Origin of the sequence: Mucilaginibacter pocheonensis (assembly GCF_031456535.1) — a bacterium.
Classification (GTDB): Bacteria; Bacteroidota; Bacteroidia; order Sphingobacteriales; family Sphingobacteriaceae; genus Mucilaginibacter; species Mucilaginibacter pocheonensis.
In genome coordinates, this window is record NZ_JAVDUU010000004.1 from 800,455 (window position 1) to 826,286 (window position 25,832).

A 25,832-nucleotide genomic window follows, 5' to 3' on the forward strand; every position below is an offset into this window, starting at 1 on the left:
TACCTAACCTTTTTGCCTGTTACCCCACCTGTAAGTTTTATGATGGCAGCGATAACAAACATATTTTTTAAGTGGAAGCCAAAACAAAAACCTTCTTACAAACCGCCCCCTGGGTATACGGGTTAGGTTAGTATTGCCGCAGTAGCGACAATGACCATGATTGGTAGTAACTTGTTTTGGGTTGATGGACGCTATACGTGGCCCGTCTTCGATGTCAGCAGTCATGATTAAAGGCAATTAGGGGTATTCATACAAATCTTGATAAAACAAAAGTTATAATAAATACTTATTAGATAATTTTATTTCCATATCAAGTTGATATTCAACTAAATTAAGCTAATTTAATTATAAAACAATGAAGTTTGTATGAATTTTTAACCAGGACGCTAAAAAATAATATTAATTATAAAATTAATATTTAGGTTATTTATGCTCATCAAGCAGTAATTCCATAAAAAGCAAATCAAGCCATCTGCCAAATTTAAATCCCACCTCCTTAAAATGGGCAACCTGTTTAAAGCCAAGTGACTGATGTAACTGATAGCTCACCTGATTTTCGCCGTCAATACCAGCTATTACTGCATGGATTCCGTTTTGCGCGGCAATAGTAATAAGTGGTCTTAACAAAAGCTTGCTGATGCCTTGTCCTCTGAACAAAGGATGAATATAAACGGAATGCTCAACCGTGTAGCGATAACATGGCCATGCCCTAAAATGCCCATAGGTACAAAAACCGGCGATTTTTCCTTCGGTTTCGGCCACCAGCACGGGGAAACCGTTGGTAATACGTTCATGATACCATGCCTTTCGCATTTCAATAGTGTGAGGCTCCTCGCTGTAAACAGCGGTTGTGTTAAGTATGGCATCGTTATAGATGTTAAGTATGGCCAAAAGATCATTCTCAAGTGCGCCTCTGATGTTTATTATACTTGACATAGCTACTACAAATTAAAAACACCCCTGATTTTTTTGTCAGAGGTGTTATCATATATTTTCTTTTAAACTATCCTTTTTTATCAGGAGTAACAGCGCCGGGAGCTGGCTGACCACCTGGAGGTGTTCCGCCCGGCCCCTTTCCCTCCGGAACCACCACTTCGGGATGAGCTGTACCGCGGTGGCAGGTATTGCAATTAACACCTGTTTGCATAACCATCCCTAATGAGTCTTTTTTGGCATGAAAGTATTTCTGATTAACCTTATTCATCATCTTATACATATCACGCGCCATTTCCTTTTCGGGCTTGGTATCGTTCGCCCAGTCCATTTTCTTTGTTTCCTCATTTCGTACATGGCAAAAATTGCAATGTACCCCCAATGAATGCTCCCAATCTTCCATCACTTTATGAAGATCATCATTCGAGATATTTTTAGGGAGCACCTTAAGGTTTTTAAAGCCTTCGTCCTGCTGCTTTTTTGGAGTAATGGAGGTCATGGCACCAAATACTACAACTGATAACAAACCAAGTGTGGCTACTATTTTTTTATTAAAAGGCATAATTGTCATAATTAAGTCATCGAAAATAACCAATAACATTTAATGTTACAACTTTTTAGCCTTACTAAAAAGGTAATTTTTAAGATACACGGATTAGCGCTCAATCCACAATGGCCGGCCATACCATATAACGCGAAAGCAGTTTTTCGCTAATGGCCCATAACCTGTTACGCGATTCTGTATCGGTTGCTATGGCAGATGTCTTTGCTATCTTTTTCTTTTTGAAATAGCCACCATTGTATTTATCAAGCCGCGGAGCGGTTGCCAGAAATACCGAAGTTTCGGCGCCCTGCATAGCCGATATCATAAATGGGCGGGCCAACAGGATCATTATTTTGCCCAGGCCCTTAAGCGCTGCCCCAAAGCTCGTTTTTACGGTACCGGGATGCAGGGAAAAGGCAAGGATACCTTTGTTGGCATATTTTTCGGCCAGCGACTGGGTAAAATAAATATTGAACAATTTACTCATACCATAAGCTTTAATGGCACTATAGGATTGCTCCCATTGCAGGTCATCAAACTGTGGCTTGCCCCATTTATGTGCTTCTGAACTTACATTAATTATGCGTGCCTGTCCTTTTTGCAGCAACGGCATCAAGCTGTGGGTTAATAAAAAATGCCCCAGATGATTGGTTATAAAGGTCATTTCAAATCCGTTCTTATTTAACTGACGATCTTCAAAAACACTCCCCGCGTTATTAATAAGTATATTTATGGCAAACAATTTTTGTGTCAGCTCTTCTGCCGCTTCACGAACACTTTGCAGATCTGCCAGATCGCATCGCACAACAAAAACCTCTTTATTACCTGTTTTGTCGGCTATTTCCTGCTTAAGCCGCTCTCCTTTTGGCGTGTTGCGTACCAATAAATAAAGTGCATGCCCCTGCCCGGCAAGCGCCAAAGCTGTTTCGCGCCCTATGCCGGATGTTGCTCCGGTTATAACGGTTGTTTTTAATGCCATGCCCCAGCCTTTAAATGTATGATTGTTATTTGCAAGATACTATTGTTTATTACATGCACCTATCCGCTGAACGTAAAATTATTGATAATGGTTAGCAAACAAGCTAATTGCCCGTAATTAGGTCGCTAAAATCTCTGCTGTTTGCTTTTGTTTCATTGGCCGGTATGCCTTAGCAACTGCTATTTTTGCATTACCATTACACCATTCATCAGCAGAGTGCTGCCCCCATTGGCTATTATATTATATACCTTTTGTATACCGCCACTGTGTTCTGCTTTTTGTAATACAGTAAACGTTTCATATTTGCCCGTTTGTTCGTTAAGGCACAATACTTTCTGTCCTTCTGCAATTTGTCCCATCTTGAGGCGGCCCTGTTTGGTAAGCATGGGGTGGTTGGGTGTGGCCTGCAATATTTTGGTATTTAAATTTACCAGTTGGCCTTTATTAGTATTTCTAACCACTGCCGCTACCAGTACCAAACGGGTTAAAGCATAGTTTTTGGCGTCATGTACGGTTAGCTCTTTCACCTTAACCGCTGAGCTTTTTTTAGTTTTGGGATCAATAGTGATCACTTCGTCGCCGGCTTTTACAGTTTTCAGCATTTTCTTTTCACCGTTGGCCATAGTTACCAGTTCATCTCCCGGGAAACATATATCATTACCGTAGGTGGCCGACTCTTCTTTCATGTCTTTACCCGCGTTTAAAGCTTTATATTGCTGAAAACTGACTTCCTTTGATAATACATAGGACAATTTGAGTATAAAATTCTTTTCTTCTTTGTTGATATTGTCAATATCCTGAAAATACTTTTCCCAAACTTTGCCATCAGCAGTAAAGTCGGGCACAAGAGCTTTATACAATTTTCCTTTTTCATTGGTATAAAACACCATCAATCCTATTTCCTGCATACCTTCTTTAGCTATCAATTTGTATAGGTCTACCCGTTTTTTTAACCCATCGGCGCCGGTAATAAAATAAGGCTTACGATTTTCATACCTGTCAAGCACATAAGCGTTTTCAAATTTTACGTAAGTATCCTTGTCCAGATCGGCAATGGTAAAGGCTTGAGCCTTGTTATACTCATCCCTAGTAAGCGGTCGCGGGTTTACCGTTTGTGCCTTACTTAAATAAATTAAACTTGTTAAAATGAGTGTTACTATTAATTTGCGCATATAATTGGGGGATAAAAGACAATGGTGACAGGATAAAAGAACATCCTCTTTTTTCGAATTTTGTTTTTTGATTTCTGTTAAGTTATGATAACTGCTTAAAAGCGTCGGCAAAGGCTTCCATTTCGTCCATACGGCCAATACTTACCCGGCACCAGTCCTTACCGTTAAGTTTCCAGTTACGTATACCTACACCACGTTTCATCATTTCGCCCACAAATTTCTGACCGTCCATTTTTAGCGGGAACATCACAAAATTTGCCGATGACGGGATATAATCATATCCTTCTTTCTTCAGTACAGAATAAAGGTATTCTTTTGAAGCATTTGTTTTCTTTAAGGTATCCTGCAAAAATGCCTCCTCGCGATAAGCGGCAAGGGCAGCAGCAAGCGTAGTTGCAGTAATGCTCCATGATTGTGTGGTGTATTTACCGAATATTTTTACGGTTTCGGGCTGGGTAATAATGTAACCTAACCGCAAACCCGCAAAGCCATATAATTTAGAGAAAGTACGCGCCACAATTACATTATTACCTGCCTTAACCTGACTAATCATAGTAGAGGCCTGAGGATCGGGCAGGTAATCAATATATGCTTCATCAACAAACACGGTTGTTTTTTTTGATACCCGTTCGCAAAACGCTTTCAGTTTTTCGGTATCTACAATGGTGGCCGTTGGGTTATTGGGATTGCAAACGTAAACCAGCCCGGTATTGCTATCCACCTTAGCTTCCATCGCATCCAGATCCAGCTTATAATCGGCGGTAAGCGGTACTTTTACCCATTTACCTTCTAACGCTTCTGCACGGCTGGGCAAATCATCATATGACGGGTCGCCGGTAATAACCGTTTTACCGCCTTTGGTAAAATACATAGCGGCAGCAAGCAATAAAGGCGTTGAACCAGCGTCCATCAAAATATTTTGCGATTTTACACCTTCGTACGCCGCAATTTTTCCGTAAAGCTGCGGTAATAACATAAAAGGGTATTGATAACTTTTATCCAGCGTTTCCTGCATGGCCTTTTTAGCAGCCGCTGACGGGCCAAATGGATTTTCATTGGCCAATAACCTTGCTTTTAATTCAAACCCGGCATTCGTTATTACCTCTTTATCATTTAAACTGCGCTCTGACGACTTAAAAACGCGCGCCGGCATAGCCGCCAGCTTATTGATTGTACCTGAAAAGAAGGCCAGTCCCCCGGCCATAAATGCGCTGGACTTGATCCAGTTTCTGCGGTTAAGTGAATTTGCCATGGTGGTTTGGTTATTTAATATTTTAAGTTAGTTGGTAGTATCAAGTAAATAGTATCATGTTTTTGAAGAACCTACGCAAAGGATACAGTTGTCATTAACTACTTGATGCTAATTACCCGGTACTAATTATTTTTTATATTGTACCTGCTGCTCGCTTATCCTGGCATGCAGGGCAGCTACCGTGCTCCTGGCCGATTCAAAAGCCCCGGCCATCCAGGCATTTAAATAAGTTAAATGCTCACCGGCAAAATAAACCCGTTTATCAGGTTTTAAAAGCACAGGATACTGCGTTTTACGTGTTTCGGTATTATATACCGCCCATCCACCTAAATTGTATTTGGTTTTATGCCAGCTTATTGAAAATGAATGCTCAAACTCCTTGTCATACTGGGGGTGTATCAATCTGCCTTTTTCCAGCGCGAATTTTTCGCGATCGGCATAGGTTAACGCGCCTATTTTCTGAGCTTTTTCGTTAAAATTATAATATCCTATTAAGATACCCTTTTTTTTAAGATAATCATAAGATGGATAAAATATTTGTGTAAGGTCATTGTTGGTGTGCGTAATGCCGCCATAAATATGTTCATCTTCTTCCCAAAACCTGCGCTTAAACTGCAGGCCTATTTTACCGGTTGAATTATAGCTAATATAATCAATAGCCCGGCTTACATCGCCCGAAAAATTATTACTGATATTGCTTAACACAGGTAACGGCAATGTACAAATACACATATCGCCCGTTAAAAAATGCTCACCCAGCGCGTCTTTGTAAGTAATTTTAACACTTTCTGGTAAATTGGTTATGGCCGTAACCTCCGCTCCCATTTTTATAGATGCTGATACTTTTTTTTCCAATGCTTTGGCAATCTGATCCATGCCACCTACGGCCTGGAACATGGTCATCTGCAATTCGTAGGTATATTCGGCTACATTGTAAAAATCAGGATCCATCAAACCGGAATGCAGTATATCGGCCAATTTATGCGGATCGGCTATTTTACCCGGCTTGTCACCTGCGCCCGGCGATTCGGAATATCCCCTGCGGGCCGATGCCTTATACAACTTGTCGATATCCAGACCGCCTTCGGCTTTTAAATACTCAATAATCTTTTCACCGTCCTCTTTGGTTAAATTTCCATCAAGACTACCATGATCGATACTTTTGGCCAGCATTTCGGTCATATAGCCGCGAATATCATTATGAACCTCTCTAACCCTTACCTTTTGATTGGAGAGCGGGCCTTTGCCTTCGGCAAAGTAATAAGCGCCCTCGTTAACATTGTTGTACACCTGGATAGGTACCCCCAGCTCCTTACAATAATGCAGGGTAAGCTCATGATGATGTGGTATGCGTGACGGGCCGGCATTAAAGTACAGCCCATCGTCAAAACGAGCGTTTACCGCAGGTTTATCAACCTCCTGGTGGGTACTGCCATTACGAATACTCCAGCAGCGTCCGCCTGCTCGTTGCCGGGCCTCCAGTACCGTACATTGATAACCTAACTTGTTAAGCTCATAGGCGCAAGTCATCCCGGCCAAACCGGCACCCAATATAATGATGTGCTTGCCTTTACCATCGCCTGATAAATTAAAGGCATGCGCCGGTGCCGGGCGCAACAAACCCAGGGCCATCATAGCGGGGTAAGCCCCCCCGGCAAGCATAGCTCCTTTACCCAAAAAGTCTCTGCGTGTAATAGTTTTCAATAAGCGTTTTATGTTTTATAATAACCTGTGTGCTAAAGATAATTTTTTTTACGATTTATTAAAAGACCTGCCACAATTTTTTAAATATGATAACATCTACGGAGTTTGTATGGATTATTGCTAATCCTCCGATTAAAACCCGTTATGTTTCACTGCTTAAATTTTCGCGGGGCGCTTTTTTTATTCTATAACAAATTGGAAAATAAATTTGCATATCTACGAAATATTCGTAGATTTACGAAACAATCGTAATAACAATGGAGAAATTATCAAAACAGGAAGAAGAAGCCATGCAGGCAGTATGGCAATGCGGCTCAGGTTTTATTAAGGATTTCCTTGATCAACTGGAAGAACCTAAACCACCATACACTACACTGGCATCAACCATTAAAAACCTGGAACGTAAGGGTTTTTTGAAGAGCGAAAAAATGGGCAACTCTTTACGCTATAACCCTGCTATACAGGAAGAGGAGTATAAAAAGAGGTTTATGAGCGGCTTTGTAAGCGATTACTTTCAGAATTCTTATAAAGACCTGGTTACCTTTTTTGCCAACGAGAAAAAGATAAGTGCCAGCGATTTGCAGGAGATCATTAAACTGATTGAAAAACAATAAAACCTAAAGCCATGCCAGCATTGTTTGTTTTTTTGCTTAAAGTAAATATTGCCCTGCTGTTATTTTGTGCAGGTTATTACCTGATATTGAGGCCTCTTACTTTTTATACCTTAAACCGCGTTTATTTGCTGGTAGCTATATTGTTTGCCAGCGTTTATCCCCAAATAAATCTATCAGCGTTTGTACAACGTCATGATGGATTAGCCAGTTCGGTGCAACACGTGGCCATAAACTGGCAGGGCCCGGTGCAAAGCCTGATAAAACCATTGAGTCAGCCTGATTACTGGCACTGGGCCGGGATTGTTTTTTGGCTGGGGGTATCTATATTGGCTGTCAGACTGACAATGCAGTTAGTGTCCCTGTACAAGCTGTATAAAAATTCAAAACCAGCTACGATCAACAGTCACCAGGTAAGGGTCATGGATAAAGACGCTGCCCCCTTTTCTTTCTGGAAAAGCATTTTTATCAATCCGGCCAAACATAGCCCGGCCGACCTAAAGGCCATACTACTGCATGAACAAGTGCACGTGAATGAATGGCACACGGCCGATATCTTACTGGCAGAATTAAGCAGCATTTTTTATTGGTTTAACCCGGGTATATGGCTCATGAAAAAAGCTATCCGCGAGAACATAGAGTTTATAACCGACCGCAAGATCCTGACCAAGGGTATCGACAGTAAAACCTATCAATATAGCTTGGTTTCGGTAAGTTTTAATCATCATAAACCAAGCATCGTTAACCATTTTAATATATCAACCATAAAAAAACGCATTATCATGATGAACGCTAAACGATCTTCAAAATTTAACCTCACCAGGTATGCTTTCCTGGTACCCGCTGTAATTACGGTGCTATTGGTGTTCAGTATATCAACAGCTGATTTTGCCAGGCCTATCAGGTTGAACCTGGTGGCTGCAATTCATCCTATCACAAACATTATTCGTATCAATACGGATAAAAAGCCAGTTGCCAGGCAAATAACCATTGCTAAACCTAAAAAAACCAATAAAGTTGTCAGAGCTTTAAAAGCTGATACAGTTAAAAAAATGCTGATAATTGCGGGGGGTGCCATAAAAGATACTATAGTTTACAAAATAAATGGCGTTAAAAGCATCGTTAAAAATGCAGATCCCGCTAAAATTACCAGCATTGAAAGTGCAACCAATGCGGTTAAGGACACCAATATAATCAGGGTATATATCAAGGATTCGCCGAAAGGCAAAAAAATTATTGACAAAACTACAAATCAAAAAGCCATTGGAATAAAATCAGGCAACGGTAGCAATAGTCAGCATAAAAACGTAGCTCAAAGCAACGCTATTACTGTAACCGGTTACAGGATGAAAGCTGATAATAACATTACCATAGTTGACCGCCCTAATGTAGTTATCGTTGATACAGCAATAAGCATAAACAGTTCACCAGCAATTTCCCGTAAAGTTGTCAATGTTAGGGTAATGCCAAAAGTAGTCGTATCAAATAGCACTGTTGCAAAAATTTCAGCCGCAACAAATGCAAGCGCTGAAAATGCTGTAAATATAAATGGAGTGCAAATAAACACAACCGATGGTTCCGATCCGCTGCTTATAATAAACGGGAAAGAAGCTCCTTTTTCAGATTTACAAAAAATAGACTCCCGGCAAATAGAAGATGTTAATGTTTCAAAAGGCACCGAAATTAATAAGAAATATGGCGATAAAGGCAAAAACGGCGTCGTGTTTATAACCACCAAAAACAAAAAGTAAGCAAACTTTCCCTTAGTTTAACCTAACCTTTAAATGTAGTTTAATTAACTGGCTTCGGCCAGTTTTTCTGTTTCAAGCAAGTTCAGCATGGCTTTTTCAGCTTTGTTGAGCTCTGCCGCTTTTATTTCATTATCGTCATCTAAGTCGCTGATGTATTTAAATAAAGTACCCTCCTCGTAGCTTTTTATCACTAAGGGATGTACATAATATTTCTTGCAAACCGTTCGCGTGTTGCCCAGGTTAATAGCTACTTCATCAAGTACGCTCACAATTTTCTTGCGGCATTCCGTTTCGTTAGAAAATTCACCGGCATTTTTAAAGGCATATAAAGCACTTACACTGCCTGCCCACGTACGGAAATCTTTAGCGGTAAAATCCTCGCCCGTAATTGCCTTCAAATAATTATTGATATCGCCAGAATCAATACTGCAGCGGGCACCTTCGGCATTATAATATTGAAAAAGCTCTTTCCCGGGGATATCGCGACATTGCTTTACCAGCCGGGCCAGTTTTTTACTTTGCAGCGTTATTTTATGAAGAACCCCTTTTTTGCCTTTAAACTCAAACCTAAGGTTTGACCCTTCAATTTTAATATGCCGGTTTTGCAAGGTGGTTAAACCAAAAGAGCCATACAACTTTTTATATGATTCATTGCCCACCCTAATAGCGGTAAGCTCCATTAAGCGTATCACAAGCGCCACAACTTTTTCATGATCAAGTTTATGCCGCGAAAGGTCCAGATCAACCTGTTCCCGTATTGCAGGTAAGTGAGAAGCAAAGGTTTGCAGGCGATGGTACTTGGATTGATTACGTACCTGGCTCCAGTCAGGATGGTAGCGATATTGCTTACGCCCGGCGGTATCAATGCCTGTAAATTGTAAATGCCCGTTTTCGTAAGGCGAGATCCATACGTTGACGTATGCCGGCGGAATCACCAATTTATTAAAGCGTTTTATAAGTTCTTTATCCTTAACCAATTTACCTTCGGCATCATAATAACTCCAGCCTGTGCCTGCTCTTTTACGGGTATACCCGGCTGAAGAATCTGACATATACCGCAGGCCCACAGCTTTTGCGGTGATCTTAGGGTCACGGCCAATTTTTTCAAGTTTTTGGAGCAGACGGTTCATATTCTGTTGATATAACAAAACCCGGCCTATTAAGTTTTTGAAGACAAACTCCAGATAGCACTGCCCCAACCAACTTTTATTTTATAATGATGTTTACTTTACAAACCCGGGCATTGTAACTAATTTCACGTCAAACAAAAACCATCAACTCATGAAATATAATTTTTTAGGGAATACCGGTCTGCTGGTTTCTGAAATATGCTTTGGCACCATGACCTTTGGCGGTAAAGGCTTATACGAAGCCATAGGAAAGGCTCAGCAACAGGATGTTAACAGCATCATGAAAACCGTGGTTGACTCGGGCATTAATTTTATTGATACCGCCAATGTGTACTCCTTTGGCGAATCGGAAACACTGCTTGGGCAATCCATTAAAGATGTGGGGCTCGACCGCGACCAATTGATCATTGCCACCAAGGTTCGCGCTTTTTTAAACCAGGGCAAAAACAGCGGCGGTTTATCCCGGTACCATATATTTCAGTCGGTTGATGCCAGCCTAAAACGGCTGCAGCTTAACCATGTTGATATTTTATACGTACATGGCGTTGACCTGCATACACCTGTTGAAGAGATCATGCGATCATTAAATGATATCGTTTTAAGTGGCAAGGTACGCTATGTAGCCGTGTGCAACTGGCCTGGCTGGATGGTGATGAAGGGCATGGGTATTGCCGAAAAATATGGCTGGCATAAATTTGTTGGGATGCAATACTTTTATTCGCTGGCAGGCCGGGATATTGAGCGCGAAGTACTGCCGGTTGCTGCTGATCAAAACCTGGCTATGATGCCCTGGAGCCCGCTGGCGGGAGGTTTTTTATCGGGCAAGTTCACCCGCGATAATCAAAATGCCGACGGCGCGCGCAGGTCCTCTTTTGATTTTCCGCTAATAAACAAAGAAAAGGCGTATGATATTATTGATGTAATAGCTGGTATAGGCAAGCAATATGGTGTGTCGGCAGCGCAGATAGCATTGGCCTGGGTGCGTTTACAAAAAGGCGTTACAAGTACTATTATAGGTGCAAAAAACGCAGATCAGTTATTGGATAACATCAGGTCGACTGATATAGAATTATCGGCTGACGACCTTCAAAAGATGGATGAAGTGAGCGCTTTGCCTGTAGAGTACCCAGGCTGGATCATTGAGTATCAGAACAAGAACAGATAATCAGCGGTAGCTTTTGGCTAATATCACCTTTAATTTAAAGCAAAGCGGAAGACAACTATATGCCTTCCGCTCGATAAATATTGCAGGTAATTTTAATTACAAACCAAAGCCATAAGCCACCCGTAAGGCAAATATACCCAGGTGATCGTCTTTATGGGTGAGGTGATCATAATGGATGCCAAAATCCCAGTTTTTGGTAGCGTAACCTAAGTTAGGCGACAGATCTAAGCGACGCGGCCCCCAATCCGGACCTTCCAATTTTTCAAAAGCAATGCCTACCTCACCGCCAACATATACATTAGGCAGAAAAAACTCTCTTACACCCGCTTTTATAGGCAATTCGCCATAGCTTTGAAATCTTGCATCCTGTCCGGGTATCTTTTTAGGGAAATAATGATAACCGCCGGCAGTGAAGGTAAGTGCAAAATTGTTGGTAATACCATACTGCAGACGTGCGGTTCCTCCAAGGTTAAAATTTGTACCAAGACGGGCAACACCTGTGGGGATACCTGTTTCAATACCCAAGCTTAAAACAAAAGCATTGGCCGGTGTGGTTTGAGCCTTAGTTTCGGTTGTAAAAAACAAAATGGCGGCCATAAACGCTGCGCTCATTAGTTTTGATAGTTTTTTCATTTGTAATAATTTTTAGTAAAACAACACTATATACATTACTATCTCATTTACAAATAGGTTGCCTCGCTCCAAATTTATTTTTGCCCTGGCGGGCAAGCTCCTTAGTCAAAATGTGACTTATACCTGAAATTTTTACACCAGGCAACCTATCGTCAAAACTGCTCGTATTTTTTACAACGACCATCTTTTAAACAGATTTCAATGTATCAAATCACTAAAAACATTTCTATGAAAAAAATAATGTATCCGGTGCTAATCGCATTAATTGTTAGTTTTTCGGCTTTTATTGCATCTACCACCTGGAAGGTAAAGGAACCCTACGAAGTAAAGTTCGCAAATGGAAAAATTCACGGAGAGTTTCAGGGATTGAAGGCAAATATACAATTCGACAAAACACACCCTGAGGATGCAAAAATATCGGCATCTATTGACGTTTCTACATTAAGCACGGGCTTTTTTATAAAAACAATGCATGCCAAGGATGCACTGGATGCCGACCATTATCCTACCATTAGCTTTGCATCGACATCCGTAAGCAAAAGCAGCAATGGATACGATGCCAATGGCAAACTAACCCTGAAAGGTGTTACAAAACCTGTTATTATTCATTTTACATTTGATGATAAGGGGAATGAAGGTGTTTTTAACGGTAACTTTAAAATAATACCAAAGGACTTCAATATCACCAAAAACGGAACCCCTGATGATCTGCAAATTATGTTAAATGTGCCGGTAACTAAATAAAGTGGCGAGTAGTGAATGGTGAGTTGAAAGTAGTGAGTAAGGATGTTTGCGAACTGGATTTTTATACTTTCACTCACTATTCACCAATCACTACTCTAAGCTCTTTAGTACTTTTACAACATGTTCTATTTGATCAGCATGAACATCCAAATGAGTTACAAAACGGATGCGGTGTTTAGCCGTATCGCTTGCTTTAATACCCTGAGCTGCCAGCCTGGCAAGTACGATGCCCGCAGATTCAACAGTATCAAAAAGTACTATATTGGTTTCAACAGGCATTACATGGCTTACCCAGGATAGTTTGCTTAATTCTTCTCCCAAAATTGTGGCATGGGCGTGGTCAATTTTTAGACGCTCAACATGATGATCCAAAGCGTAAATGCCTGCCGCAGCCAAAAAACCTGCCTGGCGCCATCCCCCACCCAAAACCTTGCGGATACGACGGGCATATTTAATGGTTGATGCATCTGCCAGTAAAACCGAACCCACCGGAGCACCTAAACCCTTTGATAAACAAACAGATATGCCATTAAAATATTTACCATAATCAGCAGCTTTATCGCCGGTATGAGTCAGTGCATTAAAAACACGGGCGCCATCAAGATGAAGCTTTAGTCCTTTAACCTCACACAGCGCGGCAATTGGCTTAATATCGGCAAGTGTATAACAGCTGCCGCCGCCTTTGTTAACAGTATTTTCCAATACTACCAGGCTGGTATGGGGGTAATGTATATTTTCAGCATTGATCTCCGGTTCAATCATTTCGGCGGTGATAATGCCCCGGTAACCATCCAGCAAACGGGTTGATGCACCGGAGTTAAAAGCAATACCCCCACCCTCATAACGGTAAACGTGCGCGGTTTGGTCGGCAATAAGCTCATCTAACGGCTGGGTAAAACACTTAATGGCTATCTGGTTGGTCATGGTACCTGAGGGGCAAAACAGCCCTGCTTCCATACCGAAAATAGCAGCGGTTTTTTGTTCCAGTTCGCTAACGGTTTCATCCTCTCCAAAAACATCATCACCCACTTTGGCACTCCACATAGCTTCCAGCATTCCGGGAGTGGGTTTGGTTACGGTATCGCTGCGTAAATCAACGGTCATCATATTAAAATGTATAAAAATTGCGTTCTTTGTATTTTAAACTCGTTATGCGCTCAATTTTAATCATTTTATTTTTTATGCTGTGTTTTATAACAGCAAAATCACAAAAATGGCAGCCCGGCACCTTTACAGATGTAAAAGGCAACCGCGAAACGGGGCTGATCAGGGTTAACCCCTCAGGCAAGGGACCAATCAAAGATGAGGGTTTCATTGAGTTCAGGGAAGACAAAAAAGCGAACCCGTATAAGCTAAGTGCCAGTGATCTAAGGTCTTTCGTGGCCGGCAAGGATAGCTTTGTGGTTGCACATGCGCCTCAAAATGAATCATGGGGCAAGGAAGAAACCGACTTTGTAAAGGTAGTACTTGACGAGCCAACCAAGCTTTACGTAGCCCAGGGCGGTAAAGGCGGCGGAAGCGGCTTTGGCATTTCGCCCGGAGTTGGCCTGGGATATGGCAGCGGAGGCTACGGCGGCGGCGTGGGCGGCGGCGTAGGTATCTCATTGGGTGGAGGTCGCGGCCGTAACGGCGGTGGAAAAACCATTTATTACTACGGTGCTAATACCGCTGAAATGCAGCGACTTACAGACGAAAATTTTGAAGACATCATGGCTGACATCATGGGCGACGAGCCCGATGTGGTGGAGAAAATTCATGCACACCAGTATGGATTGAAAAACATTGAAAAGCTGGTGGCTTATTTTAATGAAGTGGCGGCCGCGCACAAAAAGCAATAGGACCACGAGCGTGTCCGGTTGATTGAGAACCTGAACAAACCTGAACGCTGACAAAATAGTGTCAGCAGCATTACAGCTAAAAAACTGCTGTTTTTTTGATAAATAATTGCGCTTTCCGTGGTTTATCTTTTATGTTGACTACAATTTTAACACTAAATCAAACAGTTTTAGAATTGACTTTCCCAGGCATGGCCATACAAAAGATAAATCGACAAAAGAGCAAAGAAAAACCACTCGCCCTCGACCCTCTTTATGGCGAAGCCATAGAGAGGGTCGGCCAGCGTAGCATAGCCGGGTGAGTCTACCCCGCGTTTAGACTCACCCTGTCGTCGCTCCGCTCGACGTTCCTCTCTCCGCCCGCGGCGCAAAGAGGGAATTTATAATCAGATAAAAGATAATTGAACAAAGAACAAAGAAAAACAACTCCTCAACCCTCTTTATGGCAAAGCCATAGAGAGGGTCGGCCAGCGTAGCGGAGCCGGGGTGAGTCTGCCCCGCGTTTAAACTCACCCTGTCGTCGCTTCGCTCGACATCCCTCTCTCCGCCTGCGGCGCAAAGAGGGAGTTCACAAATCAGATGAAAGATAATTGAACAAAGGACAAAGAAAAAATCACTCTTCCTCAACCCTCTTTATGGCAAAGCCATAGAGAGGGTCGGCCAGCGAAGCGTAGCCGGGGTGAGTCTGCCCCGCGTTTAAACTCACCCTGTCATCGCTCCGCTCGACATCCCTCTCTCCGCCTGCGGCGCAAAGAGGAATTCACAAACAAATGAAAGATAATTGAACAAAAGAGCAAAGAAAAAACAACTCCTCAACCCTCTTTATGGCAAAGCCATAGAGAGGGTCGGCCAGCGAAGCGTAGCCGGGGTGAGTCTACCCCGCGTTTAGACTCCTTTAATCTATCCTGATTCCTTTATAAAATTCCGCGGCCTGGTAATCCTTCCGGAGGGGAAAACCTTCCCAATCATCAGGCAACAGGATGCGGCGCAGGTCGGGGTGACCTTCAAAAAAAATACCTAACAAGTCATAAGCCTCCCGTTCATGCCAATCGGCCGTGCGGTAAACGCTGGTTACGCTTTTAAATTCGGGCAGGTCAGCGCTTTGGCGATCATGGGGCTTGCTTACCTTCAAGGTAAGCTGGGTTTTATAGGGTATAGACGCCAGGTGGTATACTACCCCATAGCGGTTATCATCGTCATTATAATGTACCCCGCTCAGGCTCGACAAAAAATCAAAATAAGTTTTTGAATTATTCCGCAGTTCCAGGCATACCTCTGCAATATCGTCGGGGTTTATCAGCAAAGCGGGCTGCAGCCCGCCTGTTTCTTCGCCGGCAATTACCGATTCACCAAATTTTTGGATCAGCAAAAGTTTTATGTCATTAAACATCATGGTGCTAAACGTACCTTTTTCCAGCTTTTTTTATCAACTTTTTTATACAAAATACGATCATGTAAGCGGCTCGCGCGCCCCTGCCAAAATTCAATCAGCTGCGGGTTTAAAATATAGCCTCCCCAAAATGATGGTTTTGGCACTTCCTTACCATCATATTCAGCTTCCAGCTGGTTCCATTTTTCTTCCAGAACCTCGCGACCTTCAATTTCCTGGCTCTGTGGCGATACCACCGCCCCTATCTGGCTGCCCTTGGGGCGCGAATGAAAATATTTTTCCGATTCTTCCTTACTTAATTTTTCAATGGTGCCCTCAATACGTACCTGGCGTTCCAGTTCACCCCAAAAAAAAGTCAGGGCGCCCTGCGGGTTCCGGGTTATCTCCTTGCCCTTACGGCTTAAGTAATTGGTATAGAACATAAAACCGGACTGATTAAAGCCCTTTAACAGCACAATACGGGCAGATGGTTTGCCGTTTAATGTGGCTGTTGCCAGCGTCATTACGTTGGGTTCGGGCAATTTTGCGGCTACGGCTTCGTTAAACCATTGTTCGAACTGGTTTATCGGGTCGGCCTTGGTATCTTTTTCAGATAAGGTGGCGGCAGAATAGTCCTGCCTTAAATTTTGTATTTCCTGCTGATTCATTGAATGCAAACTTACAAATTAATTAGATCGTACTTAATAATGTATATATTCAATTTAATAATTGAACATATTTTTACTATGCTTGTTATAATATTAAAATATAAACCTTATGCTTAGTCAAATTTCGGCTGCCGCGGGGCGTTTACTCATTTCGGAGCCTTTTATGCTCGACCCGAACTTTAAAAGGTCGGTTATTATACTAACGGAATATTCACCCGACGGTGCAATGGGATTTATATTGAACCATCACAGTGAATATTTACTGGGCGATGTTTTGCCCGATGTATCCTACTCCGAGTTGCCGGTTTATGATGGCGGGCCTGTGGCCAAAAACACCCTTCACTTTATACACTGCGTTCCCGAAAAAATTGAGGGCGGTATTGAAATTACGCATGGCATATTTTGGGGAGGCGATTTTGAACAGGCAAAAGAGCTGGTGTCAAACTACCAGCTAACCGAAAGCGAAATAAAGTTTTTTGCCGGATACTCCGGGTGGACACCGCAGCAGCTTGATGACGAAATAATACAGGATAGCTGGATAGTTGCTGATAACTTTAAAAGCGAAACCCTGTTTTCAAACGACGAACAAAACCTTTGGAAAGACGTAGTGATCGGTTTAGGGCAGCGTTACGCACATATTGCCAATTTCCCCGAAAACCCTACGCTGAATTAGTTTGGGCAAACTACCCATGACGGCTTGCTTTTATGTCATTGCGAACGACAGCGTAGCAATCCCGCATTACAGGGCAACCCTGCGTAGTTCGCGAGTGCTTCGTTCCCCGCAATTGTAAAGGTTTAATAATTCTGTTACCGAATTATCTAACCTCTACAGCAATGACATACTTACTCACACATATTTACCCACACATGTCATCCTGAGCGATAGCGAAGGATCTTCTTCGCGTTGCTGTTCGCCGGCTTTTCCATAGGTGGACGGACCTGTCACCCTGAGCCTGTCGAAGGGCGCGCGCAGAGGCCTTTCCGCACTATCCTTCGACAGGCTCAGGATGACAGCCTTTTTTGTATCATTCCACTTTCAAAGTCCGCGGATTAGCATAACACGTTGTATTTTGAGGCAGGCGGGCCTGTCACCCTGAGCTTGTCGAAGGGCGCGCGCAGAGGCCCTCCCACTATCCTTCGACAAGCTCGGGATGACAGGCCTTTTTGCATCATTCCACTTTCAAAGTCCGCGGATTAACATGATAAGTTGTATTTTGAGGGTGCGGACTGTCACCCTGAGCCTGTCGAAGGGCGCGCGCAGAGGCCGTCCCACTATCCTTCGACAGGCTCAGGATGACAGCCTTTTTTGTATCATTCCACTTTCAAAGTCCGCAGATTAGCATGACAAGTTATATTTTGAGGCGGGCGGGCCTGTCACCCTGAGCTTGCCGAAGGGCGCGCGCAGAGGCCCTCCCACTATCCTTCGACAAGCTCAGGATGACAGCCCTTTTTGCATCATTCCACTTTCAAAGTCCGCGGATTAACATGATAAGTTGTATTTTGAGGGTGCGGACTGTCACCCTGCGCCTGTCGAAGGGCGCGCGCAGAGGCCCTCCCACTATCCTTCGACAAGCTCAGGGTTGCAGCCCTTTTTTGTGTCATTCACCACTAACAACTCACGATTCCATTTCCCGTGCCGAATCTTCTACTTTCTTTTTAAGGTCTTCTTTAAAGTTGATGAGGTTTTCAACCAGGTATTCATCGGCGGTTGATAGTATCTGCGCGGCCAGTATGCCCGCGTTTTTAGCCGCGTTAAGTGCCACAGTAGCCACCGGGATGCCGTTTGGCATTTGCAGTATAGACAGGATAGAGTCCCATCCGTCAATAGAATTGCTTGATTTTACCGGCACGCCAATTACAGGCAAATGAGTTAACGAGGCAACCATGCCCGGTAAATGCGCGGCACCGCCGGCGCCTGCAATAATTACCTTAATACCGCGATCCGCCGCAGCACGGGCATAGCTAAACATCCTGTCGGGTGTACGATGGGCCGATACCACGGTGATTTCGTACGCTACACCTAATTCTTTTAAAACATCGGCAGCGTCTTGCATTACATGCAAGTCTGACTTGCTGCCCATAATGATGGCTACTTTGGGTTGGCTCATATTGTTGTTTATTTAAAGCCGTCAGTGCGAGGTTTGGAGCAATTTGCAGGATCTGCCTGTATAGCTTAGAGATTGCTTCGTTCCTCGCAATGACGTGGTTAATTCTTCGCTCCGCTCAGAATGACAATTTTTATATTACGTCTTTTATAATTAACTGATCACCTTCAACGTCTTCTGCACAAAACGGGCTTTTTCTATGGCTGTTTCCCTGTCGGCGTCAACAATGGTAACATGCCCCATTTTGCGAAACGGTTTGGTTAAAGCCTTGCCATATAAATGCACGTACACACCCGGCACTTTCAATATTTTTTCAATGCCCTGGTAAACGGCCGGGCCTTCATACCCTGCTTCGCCCAAAACATTCACCATAATAGCGTTGTTGAGGCAGGCGGTATTACCCATTGGCTGGTTAAATATGGCCCGTAAATGCTGTTCAAACTGCGAAACCACATTGCCCTCAATAGTTTGGTGGCCGCTGTTATGCGGCCGGGGGGCAAGCTCATTAACCAGTATTTTGCCTTGCTTATCCAAAAACATTTCAACCGCCAGCAAACCTACTATTTTTAGGTTTTCGGCTATCTTCCGGGCTATTTGCTCTGCGCGTTCATGTATCTCAAATGGCAGGGTTGACGGCGATATTAAAAACTCAACCAGGTTGGCTTCGGGGTTAAATTCCATCTCCACCATCGGGAAGGTACTTATCTCGCCATTTTCATTGCGGGCTACTATAATTCCTATTTCCTTTTCAAAATCAATCCACTTTTCAATCAGGCTGGGTTCTTTAAAAGCGCCCGGCAAAAAGGTTTCATCAACCACTTTATAAACACCCTTACCGTCATAACCATCTTTACGCAGTTTTTGAATGTAAGGGAAAGGTATAAGGCTTTGCTGTAATTGCTGCGGCGATGATATGATCTGAAAATCGGCTGTAGGTATATCGTTCTCTTTAAAAAATTGTTTTTGCAGCCCCTTGTCCTGTATCAGCCTGATAATGCGCGATTGCGGATATACCAACACCCCCTCTTTTTCCAGTTGCTCAAGGGCATCAACATTCACCTTCTCAATTTCAATTGTGAGCAGGTCAACATTTTTACCAAATTTATACACCGTTTCATAATCGCCTAATGAACCTACTGTAAATTCGTCGCACAGCTTACGGCAGGGTGCTTCGCGGTCGGGGTCAAGAACTTTGATGCTAACGTTGTAATTTATAGCCTGTTGTATGAGCATACGGCCAAGTTGACCGCCACCCAGGATACCTAATTTTAAATCTCCGTAAAATGCTTTCATGTTGATGTTGCAAGTTTACCTGAAATCTTTCAAAAAGCCATAAAATGCTGCAATATCACTTAAGCTGGCGCGCTTTTTTAACGGTAAAGTAGTAAAACACGGAGTGAACGATAAGAAAAATGCCTCCAGACAGTAAATAAACTACGCGGTTTGCAGGTTGTATTTTCAGGCTCAGGGCCGTTACAATAAATATAATTGAACCGGCAAAGTACAATAATAACCTTACCGTTAAATTATTCCAGTAAACCGGGCTTGCCAGGAACAACGCGGGCAGGCTCATGATAAAAATGACAATATTGAGGAAAGTCGCGTCCTCCATAATAGTAGTTAAAGCATTGGTTATATCGGCACCTTTTTGCATACTGGCATAGTAAATACTGTTTGCCGCTATAGATAGTATAACGGAGATCAAAAAGGTTTTAAAAAGCTGTTTTGGGATTATTTTCATGATGTATTGTTCAAGTAAAAAACATACCGGCTGCAAACGGTAGTTAATGCCCGCAAAGTAACAGATGATAGCGCTAAAAGCCCTAATCTTAATGTCACAAATTGGGTGGGGCCGGTATTAGTAACCGCCTATTTCCGGCCTGTTCAATTTAAACATTATTCCGGCAAAATAACAAGCCGGAACGGAAATCAAAAGGCCGGCTTCTTTTTCATTTTATCAGCATAATTTTCCTAAAAACTTAATATGCTTAATTATCTGCCTTTAAGCTAAGTATTAAGCAGACAGGAAGACATATTTATGTTATGAATTTATTAAATTTATATATAATAATTATTTTTTCACTATACATAAATATTTTATAGTATTATTGTGACATATTATCAATCAAATACTATGAAAAAAAACCTGATTCTAAGATTATCAACTGCCGTATTGCTAAGCGTGGCATTGTTTTCCTGCAAAAAAGACAATGGTATTGCTGCAAACAAAAACACAACTGATCTGACTAATGCCGAGGTTGCCAATGTTAACGGCCGACTGGTGTTTAAGGACAGCAAAGCCCTAAACCAAACTATTAATGAACTAATTAACAAAGATCCTGAAACGTTGTCTAAATGGGAAAAATCATTAGGCGTAAAATCATTAAGGAGCGACTCTGCTGCTGCCGCTGCCTTTGCCAGCTTTGGTTTCCCGGATTTTTATGAATCAATTATTAATAATAAAGGGGAATATATGATAGGTGACACTATTGTATATTTCAATAATGGCTATAAACACCTGATACCAAACAAAGACGAAGCTCAGTTGGCTAAGATTAAAGCCAACCAGGGTGTAAGTGTTTTAAAATTTAAAGCAGGCGCCGGGGCTATTAACAACGCAACCGGGCAATCACTTTCAACCCAAAGCGTAAGTTTAACAAATGGACAAATTGATGCACGTTATCAATATCAATTTTTAAGAAATGGTGATAATAACAGCAAACGTAAGTTAGTATTTGAAATACAGAACTATGTTGAGCAAAATCCCTTTGCCTACATTTGCTACATACACACAAGGATAAAACAAGAGTATTTAGGCGGAAATAAACCTAACAACTGGCTGCCTGCAGGCGAACCTACCGAGAAAACAATTACCAACTTAAGCTTTGATGTTTCATTCATCAATACAGGCAATGGCACTACTACACACGTTACAGGATCAAACGTGAATGCATCTCAAACTGATGGAAACAACCTTGATCGTGTTTTGTGTACCTTTCAGGCTTCTCAGTCAACCGTTACTGCTTCTGTTAGGGGCAACTATTATGCGCGTGTTTTGCCTCCATATAATTCAGACGGCAAAAGTACTTATACCGTTAATAACGCTACCTGGTAGTCGGTATTAACTGATCGAAATCAAAAAAAGGCTTTTCCGTTAATTTGGGAAAGCCTTTTTTTTTGCCCGGATAGTCCGCTTTATTTATCAATTTGCCCTGTGTAGTAAAAATACTTTTGGAGCACCAGTAATGATATCAGGTCCTCTTCTTTTTTATTAAAAAACTGGTGTACAAAAGCATTGGCGTTGCGTACAATGGTTATGGCTTCCTGCTCGTGACTTATATAGTAGTGCAGTTTTTGTTCCAGATCCGAGTAATCGTCTTTAATGTGTATGTAATGGTAGTCGGGTACCAGCAAGCCTTCCATAAACCAGGTTTCATATTTGGGCCGGGGCATTACAGCTATGGAATTTGACGACATGATCCACTTTAAATTGGTGGCTACATCATTGCCTTCCAGGCTTAAAATAAATTTATAGTTCAAATGTTCACTTATGGATATTTTGGGTTTTAACCAGTTTATGTTGCCGCCGTTTTGATTAACCTGACCCAGATTGCACAGCGGGTTGTTAAAATACTTTTCCATAAACTGTATGCGGTGGGACTGGGTAACTGACCCGCGGCCTATCAGCAGGCTTATCTTGTCGGTGTACTTTTTATCGTCTTTTACAAAAACAAAATGTCGTTTTTTGTCCAGTTTTAATAAAATGGCGTTAGCATTATCGTCAGTAATAGGCCGGCTTTTTTGTAAGGTTGGCGTATCTGCCACATGAATAATATCTCCGAAAAGAAAGTTTGCTTTCAGGCTTTTTTTAAAATACCGGGTATATTCAAATGTGTCAAAATTATAAGCTTTGGGGCTTTTAAATATGGGCATCTGCGCTAATTCAATGGCATTGCTGCCCGGTTCGGTTACGGAACTGAGTTTGTTATAATAGTTTACCCGCTTTAACAGGGCCTCTTTTTTAGGGTGATGATCTATGGCTTTTAATTTTGAGGCAAGTGATGACTGGTAGATTGCTGACGGAATGAGCTGCCTTAAAATATTTTTGGAATAGTAAGGTATTTTACTTTTTTTTATTTCAATATTTAACTTTTTCCAGATCGTCATTACGCAGCTATATTAAGCAAAAGTTCACAAATTTTGACCCGATATAAACTTTGAGCTTAAATTTTGCAAAATACTGAAGGTATTATTGACTGAGCGAAACGGTAAAACGATGCGTATGGAACAACCTATTGATATTACAAACCGTACACTGCTGCGAAAATTATTACTGTCGCTTGATGAAAACGCCGTGCCCCTTTGGGGGAAGATGAAGCCCCGGCAAATGGTAGAGCATTTGGTTGACCAGGTGGAATGGACCAACGGCAAAAAAACGCCCACCTGCGACCGGCCCGCCGAAGAGGCTTATCAAAGCAAACAGTATATGGTATACACCGATGCCGAAATTCCGAAGAACGTTTTTTTAGAAAACCTGCCCGATGATTTCAAGTACCCTGACATGGAAACCGCCATTGACCAATTAATGAAAGAGCTTGACGATTTTGACCAATATTTTAAACAACCGGGAACAACCGCTATTCACGGCGGGTTTGGCCCCATGAACCACCAGGAATGGCTGATATGGCACGGCAAACATTTTACACATCATTTTAAACAGTTCGGGCTTATTTAATGCCTCTGCCTGTCGTCCCGATTCGAAGAGAGACCTTGCAAGCCGAAAACGCTGATCATAGATTCTGCGCTATCACAAAACCGCTGGCCCAGGCCCATTGAAAATTGTAGCCGCCCAGCCAGCCGGTAACATCCACACATTCGCCGCCAAAAAACAAACCGGGCACCTTTTTGCTCTCCAGCGTTTTTGACGATAGCTCATCGGTTGATACGCCTCCGCGCATTACCTCGGCCTTGTCATAGCCTTTATCGCCGGCAGGCTTCACCTTAAACTCATGTATCAGCTGGCTTATATTTTCAATATCGGTTTTGGTGAGCGATGCCAGGTTCTTCTCTACGGGTAGTTTATCGCTCAGCGCCTCGGCAAACTTGCGGGTATATAAGCCTGCAAGGTAGGCCAGCAGCATTTTTTTCCCATTGGCCTCTTTTTCCTGCTGCAGCAGGTCGGCAATGTTTTGGTTTGGCAGCAGGTCGATATGGATATATTCGCCGGGTTTCCAGTAGGACGAGATCTGCAATATTGCCGGGCCGCTCAATCCCCAATGCGTAAACAGGATGTTCTCTTCAAAGCTGATCCTGTTGTTCCAAACCCGGCAAAAAATACTGTTGCCCGATAATTGCTCATACCAGGGCTGGTCTTTGCCGGTAATGGTAAGCGGCACCAGCGCGGGGGCTGTATCTGTAATTTTAAGGTCGAATTTACGGGCCGTGCGCAAGCCAAAATCGGTAGCGCCCATTTTGGGAATGGGCAGCCCGCCCGAAGCGATAACCACACTTGGGGCGCTGATGTATTCCTGCCGGCCGTTAACCTCTGCCCTAACGGTAAAACCATCGCCTGTTTTTTCAACCATTTTAACTTCAGCGTCGCACCATATTTCCTGGTCCAGGTCGACACACAGGTCAATAAAAACCTGTACTACATCTTTTGCCTTATCGCTCACCGGGAAAAGCTGGCCCAGCGTTTTTTCCTTGCCTGTAATTCCATAGGTTTCAAAAAAACTAATGGTATCATCAACCGTCCACTGCGAAAAGGCCGATTTGCTAAAGTGCGGGTTTTGTGATATAAACTGCTGATCTGTTGCATACAGGTTGGTATAATTACACCTGCCGCCACCACTAATAAGTATTTTAGCGCCCACGCGGTCGTTTTTTTCGAGCACGAGGGTACGCTTGCCCAAAAAGCCTGCCTGTACCGCGCACATGAGCCCGCAGGCCCCGCCGCCAATTATTATTGCATCAAAATGGGTTTGTTTTGTTAAATTTGTAGTCATGACGGATGTTTCGCAAATATCAGAATTTGGAAAGATACTTATCTTTCTGATCACCGGAATTATAATGGTATGCGTTATTTTTTTTGTTAACCGCCTGCTTGCTCCTAAAAACCCCAATTACGAAAAATTAACCTCATATGAGTGCGGCGAAGAACCCACCGGCAATGCCTGGCTGCCCTTTAACTCGCGTTTTTATGTGATAGCGCTGATCTTTTTATTATTTGATGTGGAGATGGTTTTTATTTTTCCATGGGCAACGGTATTTGGCAGCCATGAAATTATAGCGCAGGATGCACGCTGGGGATGGTTCTCCCTGGCCGAAATGTTTGTGTTTTTAGGCATCCTGATATTGGGGCTGGTGTACGTTTGGAGCAAAGGCGACCTGGAATGGATAAAAGCCGAACCTATAGTACCCACTACTGATGTGGCTATTCCTACGTCATTTTATGAGCAATTGAACCTGGAACAAAGTAAATACACCGTTAAAGCATTTAGTTTAACTAACGATGAACCTGCCGAACAAGCAGTAACTGCGGCAGAAACACCCGCAGCAACGCCGGTAAGAAAACCTATGTTTAAGCCCACCTTTAAAAAGCCTGCAAATGAGTAGTGATGTAACAAGTGAAAGCGGTGGTATAGTTGTCACCAAACTGGATGACCTGCTTAACTGGGCGCGTTTATCATCCCTGTGGCCGCTGAGCTTTGGGATTGCCTGCTGTGCCATTGAAATGATGGGTTCAATGGCATCAACCTATGACCTTGACCGATTTGGCGTTTTTCCGCGCCCGTCTGCGCGCCATGCCGATGTGATCATCATAGCCGGAACGGTTACCTTTAAAATGGCCGAACGTATTAAACGGCTGTATGAGCAAATGCCCGACCCTAAATATGTAATATCAATGGGTTCATGCTCCAACTGCGGCGGCCCCTACTGGCAGCATGGCTACCATGTGGTAAAAGGTGTTGACCGGGTAATCCCCGTTGATGTATACGTACAAGGCTGCCCGCCCCGCCCCGAAGCTTTAATAGGCTCCATACTGGAACTGCAAAAGAAAATTGAGCAAGAGCATTTGGTAAGGGGATAAGGAAGGTTGCTGGTAACAACACCAACATTGGCATGGTGGTGACACTTAAACAGGCAAAGCTAAAAATTCAAATAGCTGATTATCAAGTGTTCATGAATGTTCACGGTGTTCACGAGCGTGAACATGAACAATAAATAATTTCCCTAA

27 protein-coding genes are annotated in these 25,832 nt (G+C 42.8%); 10 read left to right on the forward strand and 17 right to left on the reverse strand.

Annotated elements, in window-relative coordinates; translation table 11 throughout:
- Nucleotides 1-3: 3 nt before the first annotated feature.
- From J2W55_RS21605 to J2W55_RS21635, 7 genes are all read right to left on the reverse strand, one after another.
- A complete protein-coding gene (locus J2W55_RS21605; RefSeq protein ID WP_310101005.1) occupies nt 4-225 on the reverse strand; it encodes a hypothetical protein in 222 nt (73 codons plus the stop codon).
- 198 nt (nt 226-423) lie between these two features.
- Nucleotides 424-936, reverse strand: a complete 513-nt coding sequence (locus tag J2W55_RS21610) for a GNAT family N-acetyltransferase (protein ID WP_310101008.1) — start codon at nt 934-936, stop codon at nt 424-426.
- Between the two features lie 67 nt (nt 937-1,003).
- Complete coding sequence (locus J2W55_RS21615) at nt 1,004-1,495, reverse strand: c-type cytochrome (RefSeq protein ID WP_310101011.1); 492 nt, start codon at nt 1,493-1,495, stop codon at nt 1,004-1,006.
- A 100-nt stretch (nt 1,496-1,595) separates the two neighbouring features.
- A complete protein-coding gene (locus tag J2W55_RS21620; protein WP_310101014.1) occupies nt 1,596-2,456 on the reverse strand; it encodes an SDR family oxidoreductase in 861 nt (286 codons plus the stop codon).
- Between the two features lie 179 nt (nt 2,457-2,635).
- Nucleotides 2,636-3,628: a Hint domain-containing protein gene (locus J2W55_RS21625; protein WP_310101017.1), complete on the reverse strand. Its 993-nt coding sequence runs from the start codon at nt 3,626-3,628 to the stop codon at nt 2,636-2,638.
- 82 nt (nt 3,629-3,710) lie between these two features.
- On the reverse strand, nt 3,711-4,880 hold the full coding sequence (locus J2W55_RS21630) for a pyridoxal phosphate-dependent aminotransferase (protein ID WP_310101020.1): 1,170 nt from the start codon (nt 4,878-4,880) through the stop codon (nt 3,711-3,713).
- Between the two features lie 126 nt (nt 4,881-5,006).
- Complete coding sequence (locus J2W55_RS21635) at nt 5,007-6,584, reverse strand: FAD-dependent oxidoreductase (protein ID WP_310101023.1); 1,578 nt, start codon at nt 6,582-6,584, stop codon at nt 5,007-5,009.
- 257 nt (nt 6,585-6,841) lie between these two features.
- Between J2W55_RS21635 and J2W55_RS21640 the strand changes: the two genes are divergently transcribed.
- Together J2W55_RS21640 and J2W55_RS21645 are read left to right on the forward strand one after the other, a co-directional pair.
- Nucleotides 6,842-7,198 (forward strand): BlaI/MecI/CopY family transcriptional regulator, encoded by a 357-nt coding sequence (locus J2W55_RS21640; protein ID WP_310101025.1) that lies wholly within the window; start codon nt 6,842-6,844, stop codon nt 7,196-7,198.
- Between the two features lie 11 nt (nt 7,199-7,209).
- Entirely contained in the window at nt 7,210-8,946 is a 1,737-nt protein-coding gene (locus J2W55_RS21645) for a M56 family metallopeptidase (RefSeq protein ID WP_310101028.1), read from the forward strand.
- Between the two features lie 44 nt (nt 8,947-8,990).
- Here the strand turns inward: J2W55_RS21645 and J2W55_RS21650 are convergent, their stop codons facing one another.
- Nucleotides 8,991-10,076: a DNA topoisomerase IB gene (locus J2W55_RS21650; RefSeq protein ID WP_310101031.1), complete on the reverse strand. Its 1,086-nt coding sequence runs from the start codon at nt 10,074-10,076 to the stop codon at nt 8,991-8,993.
- Nucleotides 10,077-10,227: 151 nt separating this feature from the next.
- Here J2W55_RS21650 and J2W55_RS21655 point away from each other — a divergent pair, with 151 nt between their 5' ends.
- A complete protein-coding gene (locus tag J2W55_RS21655; RefSeq protein ID WP_310101033.1) occupies nt 10,228-11,241 on the forward strand; it encodes an aldo/keto reductase in 1,014 nt (337 codons plus the stop codon).
- Between the two features lie 96 nt (nt 11,242-11,337).
- Here J2W55_RS21655 and J2W55_RS21660 read toward each other — a convergent pair whose 3' ends face one another.
- On the reverse strand, nt 11,338-11,874 hold the full coding sequence (locus J2W55_RS21660) for a hypothetical protein (protein WP_310101034.1): 537 nt from the start codon (nt 11,872-11,874) through the stop codon (nt 11,338-11,340).
- Between the two features lie 228 nt (nt 11,875-12,102).
- On the opposite strand from J2W55_RS21660, the gene J2W55_RS21665 reads away from it, so the two are divergent.
- A complete protein-coding gene (locus J2W55_RS21665) occupies nt 12,103-12,618 on the forward strand; it encodes a YceI family protein (protein WP_310101037.1) in 516 nt (171 codons plus the stop codon).
- A 90-nt stretch (nt 12,619-12,708) separates the two neighbouring features.
- Here the strand turns inward: J2W55_RS21665 and J2W55_RS21670 are convergent, their stop codons facing one another.
- The gene (locus tag J2W55_RS21670) at nt 12,709-13,725 is read right to left on the reverse strand and encodes a threonine aldolase family protein (RefSeq protein ID WP_310101039.1); all 1,017 of its coding nucleotides are present in this window, start codon (nt 13,723-13,725) and stop codon (nt 12,709-12,711) included.
- Nucleotides 13,726-13,769: 44 nt separating this feature from the next.
- Here J2W55_RS21670 and J2W55_RS21675 point away from each other — a divergent pair, with 44 nt between their 5' ends.
- Nucleotides 13,770-14,456, forward strand: coding sequence for a hypothetical protein (locus J2W55_RS21675; RefSeq protein WP_310101041.1), 687 nt, complete (start codon nt 13,770-13,772; stop codon nt 14,454-14,456).
- An 892-nt stretch (nt 14,457-15,348) separates the two neighbouring features.
- On the opposite strand, the gene J2W55_RS21680 is transcribed toward J2W55_RS21675, so the two are convergent.
- Nucleotides 15,349-15,846, reverse strand: coding sequence for an NADH-quinone oxidoreductase subunit C (locus tag J2W55_RS21680; protein WP_310101043.1), 498 nt, complete (start codon nt 15,844-15,846; stop codon nt 15,349-15,351).
- On the reverse strand, nt 15,843-16,490 hold the full coding sequence (gene pdxH, locus J2W55_RS21685; RefSeq protein WP_310101045.1) for a pyridoxamine 5'-phosphate oxidase: 648 nt from the start codon (nt 16,488-16,490) through the stop codon (nt 15,843-15,845). Before pdxH ends, J2W55_RS21680 begins: the two co-directional genes overlap by 4 nt.
- A 109-nt stretch (nt 16,491-16,599) precedes the next feature.
- Here pdxH and J2W55_RS21690 point away from each other — a divergent pair, with 109 nt between their 5' ends.
- A complete protein-coding gene (locus tag J2W55_RS21690) occupies nt 16,600-17,163 on the forward strand; it encodes a YqgE/AlgH family protein (RefSeq protein ID WP_310101048.1) in 564 nt (187 codons plus the stop codon).
- Nucleotides 17,164-18,106: 943 nt separating this feature from the next.
- Here the strand turns inward: J2W55_RS21690 and purE are convergent.
- From purE to J2W55_RS21705, 3 genes are all read right to left on the reverse strand, one after another.
- A complete protein-coding gene (purE, locus tag J2W55_RS21695) occupies nt 18,107-18,598 on the reverse strand; it encodes a 5-(carboxyamino)imidazole ribonucleotide mutase (RefSeq protein WP_310101051.1) in 492 nt (163 codons plus the stop codon).
- Between the two features lie 150 nt (nt 18,599-18,748).
- On the reverse strand, nt 18,749-19,888 hold the full coding sequence (locus J2W55_RS21700) for a 5-(carboxyamino)imidazole ribonucleotide synthase (RefSeq protein WP_310101055.1): 1,140 nt from the start codon (nt 19,886-19,888) through the stop codon (nt 18,749-18,751).
- Nucleotides 19,889-19,943: 55 nt separating this feature from the next.
- Entirely contained in the window at nt 19,944-20,336 is a 393-nt protein-coding gene (locus J2W55_RS21705) for a hypothetical protein (protein ID WP_310101058.1), read from the reverse strand.
- A 393-nt stretch (nt 20,337-20,729) separates the two neighbouring features.
- On the opposite strand from J2W55_RS21705, the gene J2W55_RS21710 reads away from it, so the two are divergent.
- Nucleotides 20,730-21,710 (forward strand): hypothetical protein, encoded by a 981-nt coding sequence (locus tag J2W55_RS21710; protein WP_310101061.1) that lies wholly within the window; start codon nt 20,730-20,732, stop codon nt 21,708-21,710.
- An 80-nt stretch (nt 21,711-21,790) separates the two neighbouring features.
- On the opposite strand, the gene J2W55_RS21715 is transcribed toward J2W55_RS21710, so the two are convergent.
- Nucleotides 21,791-22,762, reverse strand: a complete 972-nt coding sequence (locus J2W55_RS21715; RefSeq protein WP_310101064.1) for a glycosyl transferase family 90 — start codon at nt 22,760-22,762, stop codon at nt 21,791-21,793.
- A gap of 115 nt (nt 22,763-22,877) precedes the next feature.
- On the opposite strand from J2W55_RS21715, the gene J2W55_RS21720 reads away from it, so the two are divergent.
- The gene (locus tag J2W55_RS21720) at nt 22,878-23,330 is read left to right on the forward strand and encodes a DUF1569 domain-containing protein (RefSeq protein WP_310101067.1); all 453 of its coding nucleotides are present in this window, start codon (nt 22,878-22,880) and stop codon (nt 23,328-23,330) included.
- A gap of 55 nt (nt 23,331-23,385) precedes the next feature.
- Here the strand turns inward: J2W55_RS21720 and J2W55_RS21725 are convergent, their stop codons facing one another.
- Nucleotides 23,386-24,600 carry a BaiN/RdsA family NAD(P)/FAD-dependent oxidoreductase gene (locus J2W55_RS21725; protein ID WP_310101069.1) on the reverse strand — a complete coding sequence of 405 codons (1,215 nt, stop codon included), beginning with the start codon at nt 24,598-24,600 and terminating at the stop codon, nt 23,386-23,388.
- Between J2W55_RS21725 and J2W55_RS21730 the strand changes: the two genes are divergently transcribed.
- Together J2W55_RS21730 and J2W55_RS21735 are read left to right on the forward strand one after the other, a co-directional pair.
- Nucleotides 24,599-25,210 carry an NADH-quinone oxidoreductase subunit A gene (locus tag J2W55_RS21730; RefSeq protein WP_310101072.1) on the forward strand — a complete coding sequence of 204 codons (612 nt, stop codon included), beginning with the start codon at nt 24,599-24,601 and terminating at the stop codon, nt 25,208-25,210. The genes J2W55_RS21725 and J2W55_RS21730 overlap by 2 nt on opposite strands.
- Nucleotides 25,203-25,685, forward strand: a complete 483-nt coding sequence (locus J2W55_RS21735) for an NADH-quinone oxidoreductase subunit B (RefSeq protein ID WP_310101074.1) — start codon at nt 25,203-25,205, stop codon at nt 25,683-25,685. The genes J2W55_RS21730 and J2W55_RS21735 overlap by 8 nt, the downstream gene beginning before the upstream one ends.
- Nucleotides 25,686-25,832: the final 147 nt, after the last annotated feature.